Annotated in this window: 13 protein-coding genes; 7 read left to right on the top strand and 6 right to left on the bottom strand. The window is 63.8% G+C overall.

Annotation, left to right across the window (positions count from 1 at the left end):
- Positions 1 to 75: 75 nt before the first annotated feature.
- Positions 76 to 972: a LysR family transcriptional regulator gene (locus EV665_RS16525; protein ID WP_133034927.1), complete on the bottom strand. Its 897-nt coding sequence runs from the start codon at positions 970 to 972 to the stop codon at positions 76 to 78.
- A gap of 97 nt (positions 973 to 1,069) precedes the next feature.
- On the opposite strand from EV665_RS16525, the gene EV665_RS16520 reads away from it, so the two are divergent.
- Entirely contained in the window at positions 1,070 to 1,819 is a 750-nt protein-coding gene (locus EV665_RS16520; RefSeq protein WP_133034926.1) for an SDR family NAD(P)-dependent oxidoreductase, read from the top strand.
- Positions 1,820 to 1,963: 144 nt separating this feature from the next.
- Here EV665_RS16520 and EV665_RS16515 read toward each other — a convergent pair whose 3' ends face one another.
- The 5 genes from EV665_RS16515 to EV665_RS16495 all read right to left on the bottom strand — a co-directional run bounded on the left by EV665_RS16515 (position 1,964) and on the right by EV665_RS16495 (position 7,812).
- Positions 1,964 to 2,812 carry a helix-turn-helix transcriptional regulator gene (locus EV665_RS16515; protein WP_245507736.1) on the bottom strand — a complete coding sequence of 283 codons (849 nt, stop codon included), beginning with the start codon at positions 2,810 to 2,812 and terminating at the stop codon, positions 1,964 to 1,966.
- A gap of 337 nt (positions 2,813 to 3,149) precedes the next feature.
- The gene (locus EV665_RS16510) at positions 3,150 to 3,986 is read right to left on the bottom strand and encodes an alpha/beta fold hydrolase (RefSeq protein ID WP_133034962.1); all 837 of its coding nucleotides are present in this window, start codon (positions 3,984 to 3,986) and stop codon (positions 3,150 to 3,152) included.
- A gap of 578 nt (positions 3,987 to 4,564) precedes the next feature.
- A complete protein-coding gene (locus EV665_RS16505; RefSeq protein WP_133034924.1) occupies positions 4,565 to 5,512 on the bottom strand; it encodes an isoaspartyl peptidase/L-asparaginase family protein in 948 nt (315 codons plus the stop codon).
- Positions 5,513 to 5,580: 68 nt separating this feature from the next.
- Positions 5,581 to 7,146, bottom strand: a complete 1,566-nt coding sequence (locus EV665_RS16500) for an ABC transporter substrate-binding protein (RefSeq protein ID WP_245507735.1) — start codon at positions 7,144 to 7,146, stop codon at positions 5,581 to 5,583.
- A 93-nt stretch (positions 7,147 to 7,239) separates the two neighbouring features.
- Complete coding sequence (locus EV665_RS16495) at positions 7,240 to 7,812, bottom strand: MarR family winged helix-turn-helix transcriptional regulator (protein ID WP_084438584.1); 573 nt, start codon at positions 7,810 to 7,812, stop codon at positions 7,240 to 7,242.
- A 177-nt stretch (positions 7,813 to 7,989) separates the two neighbouring features.
- Here EV665_RS16495 and EV665_RS16490 point away from each other — a divergent pair, with 177 nt between their 5' ends.
- The 6 genes from EV665_RS16490 to EV665_RS16465 all read left to right on the top strand — a co-directional run bounded on the left by EV665_RS16490 (position 7,990) and on the right by EV665_RS16465 (position 15,642).
- Entirely contained in the window at positions 7,990 to 8,691 is a 702-nt protein-coding gene (locus EV665_RS16490) for a creatininase family protein (protein WP_133034922.1), read from the top strand.
- Positions 8,692 to 8,736: 45 nt separating this feature from the next.
- The gene (locus tag EV665_RS16485; protein ID WP_064333731.1) at positions 8,737 to 9,708 is read left to right on the top strand and encodes an ABC transporter permease; all 972 of its coding nucleotides are present in this window, start codon (positions 8,737 to 8,739) and stop codon (positions 9,706 to 9,708) included.
- Position 9,709: 1 nt separating this feature from the next.
- Entirely contained in the window at positions 9,710 to 10,609 is a 900-nt protein-coding gene (locus EV665_RS16480; protein WP_133034921.1) for an ABC transporter permease, read from the top strand.
- Positions 10,606 to 12,303, top strand: a complete 1,698-nt coding sequence (locus EV665_RS16475) for a dipeptide ABC transporter ATP-binding protein (RefSeq protein ID WP_133034920.1) — start codon at positions 10,606 to 10,608, stop codon at positions 12,301 to 12,303. Before EV665_RS16480 ends, EV665_RS16475 begins: the two co-directional genes overlap by 4 nt.
- 331 nt (positions 12,304 to 12,634) lie before the next feature.
- Positions 12,635 to 14,104: an amidase gene (locus EV665_RS16470; protein ID WP_210234646.1), complete on the top strand. Its 1,470-nt coding sequence runs from the start codon at positions 12,635 to 12,637 to the stop codon at positions 14,102 to 14,104.
- Complete coding sequence (locus tag EV665_RS16465; protein WP_133034918.1) at positions 14,077 to 15,642, top strand: ABC transporter substrate-binding protein; 1,566 nt, start codon at positions 14,077 to 14,079, stop codon at positions 15,640 to 15,642. Before EV665_RS16470 ends, EV665_RS16465 begins: the two co-directional genes overlap by 28 nt.
- The last annotated feature ends 16 nt before the right edge of the window (positions 15,643 to 15,658 follow it).

Genomic DNA, 15,658 nt, shown 5'->3' with positions numbered 1-15,658 from the left:
AAGCCAAACGAAAACACAGGAAGATGGAGCGGGTCCGGTTCAATCCGAACCGGACCCGCTCTAGGTAAGAAAAACTCAAAGCCCGGCAAGCGCCTTGGCCTCGCTGGCCATGAAGTCGCAGAACAGCTTGACGCGCGCGGGGACGGTACGTCCGAAGGCATGCAGGACGCTGAGCGGAAGCGTCGGCAGCGCGATGTGCGGCGCGACGGAGACGAGCGCGCCCTCCCGCAGTTCATGCGCAACCAGGCATCGCAGGACATAGGCGGCGCCAAGCCCGCTGCGCGCGGCATGAATCAGGGCGGCGCCCGTGTCGCAATCGATCCTCCCCCTTGGAGTGAAGGCCGTTCCGTCTGCCAGGCGGACGGGTTGCACCGCGCCATTCATCGCGTAGCGGGCGAAAGGCAGGTCGGCAAGGGCTTCAGCGGTTTCAGGATTGCCCCATGTCTCCAGAAAGGCGGGGGAGCAGACCATCGCCATCGGCAGGTCCGCCAGACGACGGACGATAAGATCGTCCTGCAGGGGAGCGCCGGCACGCAAGGCGACATCATAGTCTTCGCGGACAAGGTTGACGAAGCGATCGGTCAGCCCGACGTCCAGATGCAGGTCCGGGTAGTCCGCCGCAAAAGCACCGAACAGGCGTGGAAGCAAGAGCGGGGCGAGCTCGGCAGGCATGCTGATGCGCAGTCTGCCCGATGGTGTCCCCTGCGACCGGATGGCTTCGTCGCTCGCATCCAGTTCCCGCAAAAGCGGCGCGACGCGCTCGAAGAACACCTGCCCGTCCTGCGTCAGGGTGAGCGCGCGGGTGGTACGCAGGAAAAGCCGCGTGCCGATCTTCTTCTCCAGGCGTGCCACGCTCTTCGAGATCGCCGAGGGCGTGGTGCCCAGATCGCGTGCGGCCGCCGTGAACGATCCGGCCTCGACCGTCCGCACGAACGCCATCAGTCCCGATGTCTCATCCAGCAGATTTGGCATTGGCATCTCCGCGGCACAGATCATGTGCCTGACCATGGTCTAAAGGCTTGAGGTCGCAGTGCTTATCTCACGCTCCGTTGAAAAGGAGATAAGCAAAATGCAGCAGCTCAAGAACAAGGTCGCCGTGATCACCGGCGGCAACAGCGGCATCGGCAAGGCGACCGCGCAGCTCTTCGCCGAAGAGGGCGCACAGGTCATCATCACCGGGCGGCGTGATGACGTCGTCGACCAGGCGGTCGCCGACATCGGCCACGGCGCCATCGGCCTCGTTGGCGACGTGGCCGATCTGGCGCATCATCAGAAGCTTGCCGACCTGGTGAAGAACAGATTCGGCAGGCTGGACGTCTACATGGCGAATGCCGGCATCATCAACCTCACCACGTCGGACAAGGTGACGCCGGACGAATACGACCGGCACTTCGCGACGAATACCCGCGGGGTGTTCTTTGGCGTACAGGCGGTCGCTCCGCTGATCCGCGACGGCGGCAGCATCATCGTCACCAGTTCGCTCGCCGCAACGAAGATCCTGCCGGACCATACCGTCTATGCCGGTTCGAAAGCCGCGGTCGCCGCATTCGCCAGGAATTGGGCCGTCGAGCTCAAACCGCGGAAGATCCGGGTCAACATTCTCAGCCCCGGGCCGGTCGAAACCGCGATCCTCGGCAAGCTCGGCGTTTCGGAGGCCGACAGCCCGGCTTTCGAAAGGCACATGGCATCCCTTATCCCCGTGGGGCGAATGGGCCTGCCTGAGGAACTTGCGCGCGCGGCGCTGTTCCTCGCCTCTGAAGCCGGAAGTTTCGTCAACGGCATCGAACTGCATGTCGATGGTGGCATGACCCTGGCTTGAAGCAGGGGTGCGCGCCTGCGCTCCCCGGAATGCCTTGCAGCCGGTTCGCCGCGAACCGGCTGCAATCGTCTCTGACAACCGGTTGCCGATTTCGGCTTCCGGAGCCGTGGTAAAAATCCGGCTGTCGCTCATGGTGAGTGCCAATTAGCCGGCGGTCCGGCGCCATTCGCTGGGCGTCAGGCCGGTGTGCCGTTTGAATGCGACGGAGAAAGCGGTCAAGGTCGCATAGCCCAGCACGCCTGCAATGTCGGTTATCGGCATCGCGGAATCGCGCAGCATCGCCACCGCCTGCTCCATGCGCCTTTGCCGCAACCATTCGTGTGGCGTCAGGCCCGTGCTTTTTTTGAATGCACGGCAGAAGTGGAAGCGCGAAAGGTTGGCCGCCTCCGCGAGAGCGCCCAACGAGAAATCGTCCTCGTTTTCCGACGACAGCCGTTCCAGCGACATCCGCAGGACGCTGGGAGACAGGCCGCCGTATGCTTTCGAGGCCATCTCGGCGAGACCGCTATGGGTCTTGACGATATGGATGGCAATCAGCGTCGCGAGTTGCTGACGATACAGGGCATCCAGATGGACCAGTCCGCCCGCCGAGTTGAGCGTCATTTCAAGGAGTGTCGACATGATATTGTCGGGCCGCACCGTACTTTCGATCAGCGGTTTGGTCGGACCAGGGCACTCCCGTGCCACCTGCTCGAGAAGCTCCGGCGCCAGATAGAGCTGCACGATCTCCATCGGACCATGAATGTCCCAGCGCGAACTGGACCCGGCCGGGATGAAGGTTATGCTGCCGCGACGCCCCATACCGGTTGAATATTGCCGTCCGGATCGGCGCTCAAGGCGTTGCATCGGTCCGAGATAGGTCATGATGACGTGATCCGACATTGGAAGCACGACCTCATGAAACGGCGCGTGCTTCCAATGAGCGAGGCGGGTATCGAAAGGGTCGTCGATGCTGAAGGATTCGATCGGGGCGGTGCGGAGCACGCGCTGCATCTCTCTATCCGCCGGGACTCCGCTCTGTTTCTGAGGGGCGGCGATTGCAGCGGGGTCTTGATCCATGAAAGGGGAGGGAGCCATACGTGATCCTTCCAACAGGCTCGTGGTCGAGAATGTGGAAGAAAAGTAGAGCCCGAGGGCTGCAGACGATATCGGCCGATGGGATATCCTGATCTGCTCCGGGGGAACGGGCAGCCCCCTTCGAATGCGGGCCTGATCCCTGTCGATTGGTGAAATGCCCTATGCTTGGGAATAGCTTCGCCTTCAATGCCGATGTCTGCGATCTGGATCGGGAGGCGGCGCCAGCGGCGGATAGCGCCGCCTCCCGGCCGGCCTACCGCTGGATGAAAGCGAGCAGGTCGGCGTTGATGATCCCGGCATGGGTCGTGCACATGCCATGCGGCAGGCCGGGATAGATCTTGAGGGTGGGATTCTTCAGAAGCTTGGCCGCGAGGGGGGCGGCGTCGGCGACGGGCACGATCTGGTCGTCGTCGCCATGCAGGACAAGCGTCGGAACCGTGATGGCCTTGAGGTCTTCGGTGAAGTCGGTTTCCGAGAAGGCCCTGATGCCGAGATACTGCGCGTTCGCAGCTCCCGTCATCGCCTGACGCCACCAGTTCTGCACGATCGTGTCGGTGACCTCGGCGCCGGCGCGGTTGAAGCCGTAGAAGGGGCCGCTTGCCAGGTCGAAGTAGAATTGCGCACGGTTTGCGGCGAGCTGCGCCCGCAGCCCGTCAAAAACCTCGATCGGCAGACCGCCGGGATTGGCCGCAGTCCTTACCATGATCGGCGTCACGGCTCCGATCAGCACCAGCTTCGCCACGCGCCCGTTCGGCTGGCCGTGTCTGGCGACATAATGCGCAGCCTCGCCGCCGCCGGTGGAATGGCCGATATGGATGGCATTGCGCAGGTCGAGATGTTCGACGACCGCCGCGACGTCAGCGGCATAGTGGTCCATGTCATGGCCGCCGCTGACCTGGCTCGAACGGCCATGACCACGGCGGTCATGGGCAATTACCCGATAGCCCTTGCCGAGAAAATAGAGCATCTGAGCGTCCCAGTCGTCTGCGGAGAGCGGCCAGCCGTGATGGAAAACGAGAGGCTGGGCATCCTTTGGGCCCCAGTCCTTGTAGAAGATCCCGGTGCCGTCGGCGGTGGTTACGTAGTTCATATCGTGGTTTTCCCTGGTGGCATGGTTGCCGTTGCTGGAGGTGTTCTCGGCGGCAGCGCTGAGAGGCATTCCTGCCAAAACAGAGGCCGAGAGGCCGGCAATCAAGAGGTTGCGGCGAAGTGGCATGGGGGCCGCAAAAAGATGCTCGCTGGCGATGGATGGGTCCGGATAAGTGGGTTTGATCATGGCTATCTCCTTCTTGGGGTGTCTCGCCCGGGGAGATTTATCGAAGAGGGAAGGTCTGTGACCTTTCGCTATTGCCGGGGGTGTCGCGGGATTGCTGCACTTTCGCTCGATTGAGCCAGGAGGGGCTCAAAACGGCTTCCGTTGATTGCCGGAGACGCCCCGGAAGGCTTCCTCAAGCCTTAACGGTGCCAAGGAGGGAACTCGTCGGTAATGGCGCTCACGACGGTCATCGCGACGCGGAAGATTGATGCGAAGCATCTGTAAAGGGGAGAAAGGTTATCTCCCTCGGGCCTTGTCCGGCAGCCATGTCGCCGGTGTTCATCTGCCCGGAAAGAGGGGCCAGCCGGCCACCTCGCGCCAGCGAACATCCTGGAGTGATCGGCAGGGCATCCCTATGGATAGGACATGACTTCCGCGTGGGAGGCGACGCGAAACTCCTTCGTGTCCGTTACCCAGCCGCGGAACATGCCATCGGTGTTGTAGGGGGCGGCGACCGAGCCGTCGGCGCCGACGGCAACGAGGCCTGCGCCGATATTGTGCGGCTTCAGGTCTTCCATGATGACCTTGGCAGAGGCAGTCTTCACGTCCTCGCCGAGATAGGCCATACGCGCGGCGACCTCGTGGCCGACGACGTGGCGGATGAAGAATTCGCCCTTGCCGGTGCCGGAGAGCGCGCAGACGCCGTCGCGTGCATAGGTGCCGGCGCCGATGACCGGACTGTCGCCGACCCGTCCGTCGGGCTTGTTGTTATAGCCGCCCGTCGAGGTGGCGGCGGCAAGGTGGCCGTGCCGGTCGAGCGCGACCGCGCCCACTGTGCCGTGCTTTTCGGATTCGCTGGCGGCGACCTGCGTGCCGGCGGCGACATGGGCCTTCATCGCGGCCAGCGCCTGCCTTCGCCGTTCGGTGGTGAAATAGGCCTGATCCACCACCGCCAGCCCCCTGGCCTCGGCGAAGCGGTCGGCGGCGGGGCCTGCAAGCAGCATGGCATCGCCATGTTCGAGAACGGCGCGCGCGGCAAGCACGGGATTGCGGATATGGCGCGCGGCGCAGACCGCGCCGGCCGCCAGCGTCTCTCCGTCCATGATGGAGGCGTCCAGTTCATGAATGCCGTTCTCGTTCAGCGCAGCGCCATGGCCGGCGTTGAAATGCGGGCTGTCCTCCATGACGACGACGGCGGCCTGCACGGCGTCGATGGCACGTCCGCCGCGCTCCAGAACGGCATAGCCGGCTTCCAGCGCGCGCCCGAGGTCGCGCCGGGCTGCGATCCATTCGGCCTCGCTGAGGTCCAGCTTGGCCATCACGCCGCAGCCGCCATGGATGGCAAGGGCGAATTTCGTCATGGGAATCTCCGATTATCATGAGAAAGGGCACCGGCGGCTGCCGGTGCCCCTGAGGCCTGTTGCCGGGCTTATTGCTTGGGATGGACGTCCATGGCCAGCGTGTCCTCGTCCGAGCGCGGATCGTAGGTCACCTTGTCGGCCTTGGCGCCCCAGGCGGAAAGGTTGGTCGCCAGCGGGAGGTCGGGCAGGTCGGTCGCAACCAGCATGTTGGCCTCCTCGAGCAGGGCGCGGCGCTTGGCTTCGTCCATCTCGACCGCTGCATCCTCGATCAGCTTGTCCATCTGCGGGTTGGAATAGCCGCGCACGTTGAAGGCGCCGAGCGACTTTTCCGCATCGTTGGTGTGCATCAGCGACGACAGCATGTAGTTGGCTTCGCCCGTCAGCGTGCCCCAGGAGGCCATGTAGAGCGAATATTCGCCGCGCGTCTTGGCCGGGTTGAACACCGCGGCCGGCACGCCCTGCACATCGACCGTGACGTTGATCGCGGCCAGAAGCTGGGCGACGGTCGGGCCGAGTTCGGTCGGCATGCGGTCGTTGGCATAGCTGAGCGCGACCTTGAAACCGTCAGGATAGCCAGCCTCGGCCATCAGCTTGAGCGCCTTTTCGACATCGAAGGCCGGAGCGGCGATCGCCGTGTTGTAGCCGAAGATATTCGGGCTGACGAGCTGGGTGGAGACGACGCCCATGCCCTCAAGCGCGAATTCCACGATGGTCTCGCGGTCGAGCGCCAGATCGAAGGCTTCGCGCACCTTCGGGTCGAGGAAGGGGTTCTTGTCGAGTGTCTTGCCAGCATTGTCCCAGACCTGCGGGGAGTTCTCCCGGAAGTCGAATTCCAGATAGGGAATGTAGATCGATTCCGTCTTGATCACCTGCAGGGCGGAATCGGACTCGATGCTGGCAAGATCCGTTGCCGGCACCTTGGAGATGAGGTCGACCTGACCGGCCTTCAGCTGGGCGACGCGGGCCGCGTCATTCGGGATTTCCTTGCGAATGACCTTGTCCCACGGCTGGGCGCCGTCCCAGTAGCCGTCGAATTTCTCCAGCACCAGGTCCTGCGTCGGTGCCCAGCTCACGAACTTGTAGGGGCCGGTGCCGATGGTCGCCTTGCCCATGTTGAAGCCCTCGGCCGAGCTGTCCTTGGTCGAGTAGTCGGCTGCCGCCTTGTGCGAAACGATGAAGAGGCGAATGAAATCGTTCGGCAGGGTGGGGGCGGGACCATTGGTCTTCACGCGCAGCGTATAGTCGTCGATGATCTCGACGCTGGCGACGCGCCGTACATAGATGGTCGACGGGTTCGGGCCGGTGACGTTCGGGATGCGCTCGATGGAGAACTTCACGTCCTCGGCGGTGAAGTCGGAGCCGTCATGGAACTTCACGCCCTGGCGCAGCTTGAATTCCCAGGTCGTGTCGTCCAGCGCCTGCCAGCTCGTCGCCAGCGACGGCAGGATTTCCAGATTGTTGCCGGAGCGGAGCAGCGTGTCGAAGATGTGCTTGGTGGCTTCGGCATTGGCCGAGGTCGCGGTGAAGTGCGGGTCCATCGAGGCCGGGCCGTTCTTCGTCGCGATCACCAGATCGGCGGCGAGCGCGGCGATGGGCGACGACAGCATGGTGGCCACCAGGGCTGCGCGGAGCATGGATTTCAATATCATCGGACTTCCTCTCTCGTTAAACGGGGTGTTGGCGGGTCCGCCGCCGTCCGGCTCCAGCCGGAGAATGATAGGTGCGGATCAAAGCGCGTCGTCCGACTGATCGTTGTCGATCATCTGCGGCCACTGGCCGGAGGCGGTCACGAGCTTGGTCATGATCTCCGAAAGGCTCAGCCGCTCGGCGGGGCTGAGGCATTCCAGCATGCGGCGTTCATGCTCGATCATCATGCCCTTGGCGAATTCCACCGCCTCGCGCCCCTTGCCGGTGAGATCGAGCGTGATGCGGCGCTGGTCGTCCTGGTCGATGGCGCGGTCGATCATGCCGAGGCGGGTCAGCTTGTTGGCGGCGCGGCTCAGCGTGTTCTTCGGGAAGCCGGACGAGCGCACCACATCGGTCAGCGTCGAGCTTCCGCCGAGATAGAGCGACCAGAGCACCACGAATTCAGGGCGCAGCAGGCCGAGATGCTGCTGGATATAGCTGTAGACCGGGTTGTTGAAGTGAAGCGCCAGATAGTTCAGGCGGAAGGAGAACCAGCAGGGATTGTCCCACAGTTTCGCGTGCATGAGCGCGTCTATTTTCGTGCCCGGCGCGACCACGGGCTCCTCCCGGCCGGCCCGCCCCTCAAACAGTGCCTGACGCAACGCCTCGTCCATTCCGCTATCCCATGCAAAATAGATATTGATCTCGAATGGGACTTTATTTGGCGTGAAACCCTTGCGTCAATCGCAATTTTTGATCCATAAAGAACTAATTTCAAGAAGCGGCTCCCCGTGGACAACGGGGACGGGCGGCGCGCCGAAGGCGTGGCCGAGCAGTGAGAAGGACGGGAAATGCGCATTCAGGACATGCATTGGAGCCAGGTCGAGGAGCGGGTGAAGGAAGACGATCGCTGCGTCCTGCCGATCGGCTCGATCGAACAGCATGCCTATCTGAGCCTCGCCACCGACATGATCCTGGCCGAGCGGGTCTCGGTGGAGGCAGCCGAGCCGCTCGGCGTGCCGGTCTTTCCATGCCTGCCCTACGGCATGGCCTCGGGCTTTGCCGATTTCCCCGGCACGGTCACCCTTTCGCTGCGCACCTATATCGGTATCTTCGAGGATATCCTCGACAGCCTCCACGGTTCCGGCTTCCGGCGCATCCTCATCGTCAACGGCCATGGCGGCAACACGCCGGTCAATCCTGTCATCAGCGAGTGGATGAACCGCAATCGCGACGCCTCGGTCAAGCTGCACGACTGGTGGCGCGCGCCCAGGACCATGGCGAAGGTGCAGGAGATCGATCCTGCCGCCTCGCATGCGAGCTGGATGGAAAACTTCCCCTGGACCCGTCTCGAAGGCGCGCCGATCCCCAATTTCCAGAAGGAGCGGATCGATTTCGCCGCCACGTCGCGCGTCGACGCGGGCCGCAAGCGCGCGCGTATCGCCGAGGGCAACTATCACGGCGTCTTCCAGCGGCCCGATGCGGACATGCTGGAGGTCTGGCAGGTCGGCGTCGAGGAAACGCGTCACGAGATCGAGCACGGCTGGCACTGAAATCCGGGGGCATTTTGCCCCGTCGCGGGTTCACCGGGGGGAGACATGGCATCTTTCATTCTTCGCAGATTGGGGCAGGCGGGCTTCGTGCTCCTGGTCATGTCCATGCTCGTCTTCATGGGCGTCTACGTCATCGGCAATCCGGTCGACGTGCTGATCTCGCCCGATGTGACGCAGGAGATGCGCCAGCAGGTCATCCAGCAATACGGGCTCGACCTGCCCTTGTGGGAACAGTATTTCCAGTTCCTCCAGCGCCTGCTGACCGGTGACCTCGGGCGCTCCTTCGTCTTCAACATGCCGGTCGTCACGCTGATCGCCCAGCGTCTGCCGGCGACGCTGGAACTGACGCTGATCGCGGTGCTGTTCGCCTCCCTCATCGGCATTCCGCTCGGCGTCTATGCCGGCTACAAGCCCGACAGCTATATCGCGAAGGCCATCATGGCCGTGTCGATCCTCGGCTTCTCGGTGCCGACCTTCTGGATCGGCCTGATGCTGATCATGGTCTTCGCCGTGCAGTTCGGCGTCCTGCCGGCCGGCGGGCGGGGGCAGACGGCGGAGCTTTTCGGCATCCCGTTCTCCTTCCTGACGCTGGACGGCTGGTCGCATCTCATCCTGCCGGCCCTCAATCTCTCGCTGTTCAAGCTGTCGATGATGTGCCGGCTCGCCGCGTCCGGCACCCGTGAGGTGATGCTCACCGACACGATCAAGTTCGCGCGCGCGGCTGGCATTTCGGAAGGCACCATCCTGCGCCGTCATGTGCTCAAGCTGATCTCGATTCCGCTGGTGACGGTGTTCGGCCTGGAGCTCGGCTCGACGCTGGCCTTCGCGCTGGTCACCGAAACGATCTTCTCCTGGCCGGGGCTCGGCAAGCTGATCGTCGATTCCATCACTTCGCTCGACCGGCCCGTCATGGTCGCCTATCTGATGCTCGTCTCGGCGCTCTTCGTGGTCATCAATCTTTGCGTGGATCTCGCCTATGCGGCGCTCGATCCGCGCCTGCGGCAGGGGAGGCGCTGACATGTCGATGGAAGCCCGCGCGGTGACGTCCGTCTCGCCGCTTTCCGAATTCTGGCATATCTTCCGCCGCAACAAGATCGCGGTCGTGGCCCTCGGCGTCGTGATCGCCATCATCCTTCTGGCCGTCTTCGCGCCGTTTCTCGTGCCGCAGGACCCTTATGACCTGAAGTCGCTGGTGCTGCGCGATGCCCGCCGCCCGCCGGGCCATGTCGGCTCGACCGGCATCGTGCATCTGCTCGGCACGGACAGCCAGGGACGCGACCTGCTTTCGGCCATCGTCTACGGGCTGCGCATCTCGCTGCAGATGGGGCTTGTCGCCGGCGCCATCGCCTTTTCGATCGGCGCGGTGGTGGGGTGCTTTGCCGCCTATGTCGGCGGGCGCATCGAATCCGTCATCATGCGCATTGTCGACATCCAGCTCTCCTTCCCGGCGATCCTGCTGGCCTTCGTCGTGGCGGCGATCCTCGGCCAGGGCAAGTCGCAGCTCATCCTCGCGCTGGTCTTCGCGCAATATGCCTATTTCGTGCGCACTGCCCATGGCGCCGCCGCGGCCGAACGGCAAAAGGATTATGTGCAGGCCGCCCTTTCCGTGCCCATGAGCGGCTGGTTCGTCATCACCCGGCATATCCTGCCGAATTCGCTGCCGCCGCTCATCGTGGTCGCCACGGTGCAGATCGCCTCGGCGATTTCGCTGGAAGCGACCCTTTCCTTCCTCGGTGTCGGCCTGCCGCCGACGGAGCCGTCGCTCGGCATGCTGATCGCCAACGGATTCCAGTACCTGATGTCGGGGCGCTACTGGATCGCGATCTATCCGGGCGTCGCCCTCATCATCCTCATCATGGCGATCAATCTGGTCGGGGACCAGATCAGGGATCAGCTCAATCCGAGGCTGCGCAAATGAGCGATCTTCTGGATGTCCGCAATCTGCGGACCTATTTTGCGACCGACAGGGGCACCGTCAAATCGGTGGACGACATCTCCTTCACGCTGAAGCGCGGCGAGGTCATGGGCCTCGTCGGGGAGAGCGGCTCGGGCAAGTCCATCACCGGCTTTTCGCTGATCGGCCTGCTGGACGAGACCGGCCGCATCCAGGAGGGCAGTTCCATCCGGTTCAACGGGCGCGAACTGGTCGGCCTGGACGGCAAGGAATTGCGCAAGATCCGCGGCAAGGACATCTCCATGGTGTTCCAGGATCCGATGATGACGCTGAACCCGGTGGTCCGGATCATCGACCAGATCGGCATGGCGATCCGGGCGCATGAACCGGTCTCGGAGGCCGAAATCCGCCGCCGCGCGGTCGAGGCGCTGGAGCGGGTGAGGATCGTCGATCCGGAAAGCAAGGTGGACCAGTATCCGCACGAATTTTCCGGCGGCATGCGCCAGCGCGTGGCGATCGCCATCGCGCTCCTGCATCGCCCGCAACTCGTCATCGCCGACGAGCCGACGACCGCGCTCGACGTCTCAGTTCAGGCCGAGATCCTGCGCATGGTGAAGGCGCTGGTTGCCGAGATGGGGACCTCCCTGATCTGGGTGAGCCATGACCTTGCCACCGTTTCCTCGATCGCCGACACCATCGCGGTGATGCGACGCGGCAAGATCGTCGAGGCCGGTCCCGCACGGCAGGTGCTGCACAACCCGCAGCATCCCTATACGCAAGGGTTGCTGGACGCCCTGCCGTCGCGCTCGACGCCCGGAAAGCCGCTGGCGTCCGCCGCGACCGAGGCGGCCGGCCCGGTGGACCTCGACGGTCTCGGCGGCGCGGCGATCGGTGCCGCACCCGACGAAGCCTTCGTGAAGGCGGAGGCGATCGAGAAGATCTTCGCCCCGCGCATCGGCTTCCTGCGGGGTCTCGGCATACGCTGGGGCCTGCTGCGCCAGCCCGGCCCCGTCCATGCGGTGATCTCGGCAAACCTTGCCATTGCCCGCGGCGAGATCCTCGGCCTCGTCGGCGAATCCGGCTCCGGCAAATCGACGCTCGGGCGCATCCTGTGCGGCATCTATCCGCCGACCTCCGGCACGGTCAGCGTCGGCGGCAAGCCGGTGCGCTCGGCGACGGGCAAGCTCGGCACCCATGTGCAGATGATCTTCCAGGATCCCTTCGCCTCGCTCGATCCGCGCCGCACCATCTTCCAGTCGGTGGCCGAAGGGCCGATCGCGCACGGTTTCTGCACGCGCGCCGATGCGCGCGACTATGTCAACCGCTGGCTGCGCGCCGTCGCCTTCGACCCGGCGCTGGCCGATCGCTATCCGCACCAGTTCTCGGGCGGACAGCGCCAGCGCATCGCCATCGCCCGGGCGCTGGCCATGCAGCCGGAAGTCATCATCTGCGACGAACCGGTCGCCTCGCTCGATGTCTCGATCCAGGCGCAGGTCATCAACCTGCTGATGGAACTGCGCCGCAGCCTCAACATCACGCTGCTGTTCATCAGCCACGATCTCTCGGTCGTGCATCACCTGTGCGACCGCGTCGTCGTGATGCGCCATGGCGAGATCGTCGAACAGGGCCCGGCGGGACAGGTTTTTACCGCGCCCCGGCATCCCTATACGCAGATGCTGCTCGCTGCCGTTCCGAAGCTTGAGACGAGTCCACAATAACATCGGATCGCGTGTCGATGTCGGTGGAGAATCCTCGGCATTGTAACGAGCGCTTCGAACGGGACGGATGCGAGCATGATGCCCGAGCGTTTGAGCGCCGGGGAAGGGTAGCCTTCCGGCAAGAAAAGTCGGCTTTCGTTTCATGGCAGTTCGGGGAAGAGCCGTGGTCGACGCGCATCACGCTCCAAGCGTGGAAAATTTTCTTATTGGAATCAACACAGTGGGTCCCCGGTGTGCGGGACATGCCGATTTGGCTGTGTTTTGTTGATTTTCTGCATATTGACAATTTCCACAAAACCAACATAAATCCACATAACTGGAGATGAAGGTCGTGGATTTTTCGGTTCTTGCACTCAGATCGGCAATTGCTTCCGGCAGCCTCACCTCCGAGGCGCTCGTGCAGGAAAGCCTGGAGCGCATCCGGCGATTGAACCCGGTCGTCAACGCCTTCAGCCAGGTCTACGAAAAGGAGGCTCTGGAGGAGGCGCGCGCCTGCGACCGGGAGCGGGCGGAAGGCCGCCTGCGCGGCCCGCTGCACGGCATCCCCATGGGGGTGAAGGACCTCTTCTTCGTGGCGGACCGGCTCTGTCAGCGAGGCTCGGCCGCCTACAGCAATTTCGCTCCCAAGGCGACGGCACCGATTGTCCAGCGGATGATCGATGCCGGATCGATCATGATCGGCAAGACGACGACGACGGAAATGGGCTGGTCCGGATCCGGCTGCTCGGATTTCTACGGGCCGACCCGCAATCCCTGGAACCTGGAACTGACGAGTGGCGGCTCGAGTTCCGGTTCCGGTGCGGCGCTCGCCGCGCGGATGGTTCCCTTCACGCTGGGGTCCGACGGCGGCGGTTCCGTGCGCATCCCGGCAGCCTTTTGTGGAATTTTCGCCATGAAGGGTTCGCTGGGGCGCGTACCGGCCTGGCCGTGGAGCGCAACGGAAATGCTCTCCCATGCCGGTCCGATGAGCCTTTCGGCGAAGGATAGCGCCCTCCTGTTCAACATCCTCAAGGGGCCGGATCCGCGCGACCATCAGGCGCTGCCCGATGACGGCGCCGACTATACGGCACCGCGATCCCTCGGGTCGTTGCGCGTCGGTTTCGTACCCGGCCTGTTCGGCTTTTCCGTCGCGCCCGAAATCGAGCGGGTGGTTCGGGAAGCCGTTGCGACCCTCTCCACGACGCTCGGCATCGACATCCGCCCGGTCGTCCTCGACTGGCAGGACCCGATCGGGATTTTCGAAACGCTCTGGGTCGCCGGTCGCGGCGTCGCCTATGGCGCGCAGGCGGACCTCTCGGCTTTCGGGAGCGGTTTCCGCGGTCTCGTCGAGGCTTCGGCGCGCTACGATCTCGCCGACTATCTTGCGGCTGCAAAGGCGCGCGCCGAATTCGCCGGCAGCGTCCATGCGCTTTTCGAGGATATCGACCTTCTGCTCATGCCAACCGTGCCGGTCGAGCCCTTCGCCGCCGACCGCGAGGCGCCCGAAGGCTTCACGTCGCCGTCCGAGGTGCTGGCCTGGACGGGTTGGACGCCCTTTACCTATCCCTTCAACCTGTCGGGCAACCCGGCAGCCTCGCTGCCCTGCGGGCTGACGGCGAATGGCCTGCCGGTCGGCCTTCAGGTCGTTGGCCGGCGGCATGCCGATGCGCTTGTGATGGCCTTCTGCCAGCAGGCCGAAGACCATCTTTTCCAGAATAAAATACCTCCGCTTGTCGTTGCTGGCGGCAAAGCGGGGTGGGGAACACCCAGCAATCCAACTGCGGAGATATCGTCATGCAATTCAACAGGAGAGCATTCCTAAAGAGTTCTGCGCTCGCTGGCGTCGCCGTCGGCCTGCCGGTCCTCAATACCGCCTTTTTTGTCAATCCGGCGCATGCCGCCGAGGGCAAGGTCCTCAATTTCATGTCGGCGGAGAACCTGACCGGCAACTGGGACCCGTCCTCGCACACCACGCTCGCCCAGATCAATCTGGAGAGCTTCGTCTTCGGTTATCTCACCCGCGCGCCGATGCGGCCGGACAACCCGGACGAACTGGTGATGGAACTGGCGACCGACATGAAGCTCGTCGACGAGCATACACTGGAGTTCACGCTGCGCGAGGGCGTGACCTTCCATGACGGCAAGCCCTTCACCGCCGAAGACGTGAAGGCGACCTTCGAATATGCCAGCCAGCCCGACCGGCCGGCGGCGTGGTATCCCGGCCCCTGCGAGGTCGAGGTGGTGAGCGATCATGTCGCCCGCATCAGGACCGACAAGGCCGGCTACCCGGCGAGCCTCTTCTGGTTCCTGTCGGCCTTCCTGCCGATCATGTCCGCAAAGGACGTCGCCGACCCGAAGACGCTGTCCTCGCGTCCGAATGGCACCGGCGCCTTCAAGTTCGCCCGCCAGGACGGCAACACGACGGTGCTGGAGGCTTTTGACGGCTTCTATCTCGGCAAACCGGCCATTCCCGGCATCAATTTCAGCTTCGTCGGCGATGCGACCACCCGCACGCTGGCGCTGCTCAACGGAGAGGCGGACCTCATCGAGCGTCTTGAGGCCGAGCAGGTCCAGACCATCGAGGAGACCGGCGGCTATAAGTTGAGCAAGGCGGTGTCGGTCGAGAACAAATATCTCTGGTTCCGCTGCTCCAAGCCGCCCTTCAACGATCCGCGCGTGCGCAAGGCGGCCGCCCATGCGATCGACCGCGCCGTGCTGCTCGACATCCTCGGCGTCTCCGGCCACGCGTCCAAGGCGTGGATCTCGCCGGTGAAGTTCGGCTATGTCGATACGCCGAACTATCCGGAATACGATCCGGAGGAAAGCCAGCGGCTTCTGGCCGAAGCCGGCTTCCCGAAGGGTGAGGGCCTGCCGGAACTCGAATACATCACCTCGGTCGGCTTCTATCCGAAGACCAAGGAATATGGCGAGGTCATCACGGCGATGCTCCAGGAACAGGGTTTCCCCGTGAAGCTCAATGTCATGGAGGTCGCGGCCTGGAACGAGCGGCTCTATGACCGGCCGGGCGGCGGGCCGGGCCACATGATCGACTGCGGCTGGTCGACGGGCTCGCCGGAACCCGACCTCGTGCTGCGCACGCATTTCCATTCGAGCTCGAAGCGCATCTGCGGCATCGAGGACAAGGATCTGGATACGGTTCTCGACAAGGAGCGCAACACGCTCGATCCGGCGGAGCGCAAGGCGGTGATCCAGAACGAGGTGATGCCGATGCTGGCGGACAAGGTGCCGGCGCTGTCGCTGTTCACCTCGGTCTTCATCCACGCCATGCGCGACGGGCTGGACGGCATGTACTTCTACCCGAACGGCATGATGGACGCGAACAAGGCGACCCTGGCCTGATGGCACGCGGCGGCCG

The organism is Shinella granuli (assembly GCF_004341885.1).
GTDB lineage: Bacteria > Pseudomonadota > Alphaproteobacteria > Rhizobiales > Rhizobiaceae > Shinella > Shinella granuli.
Note: the sequence above shows the minus strand (reverse complement) of the source record. Positions and strands in the feature narration are given on the sequence as shown.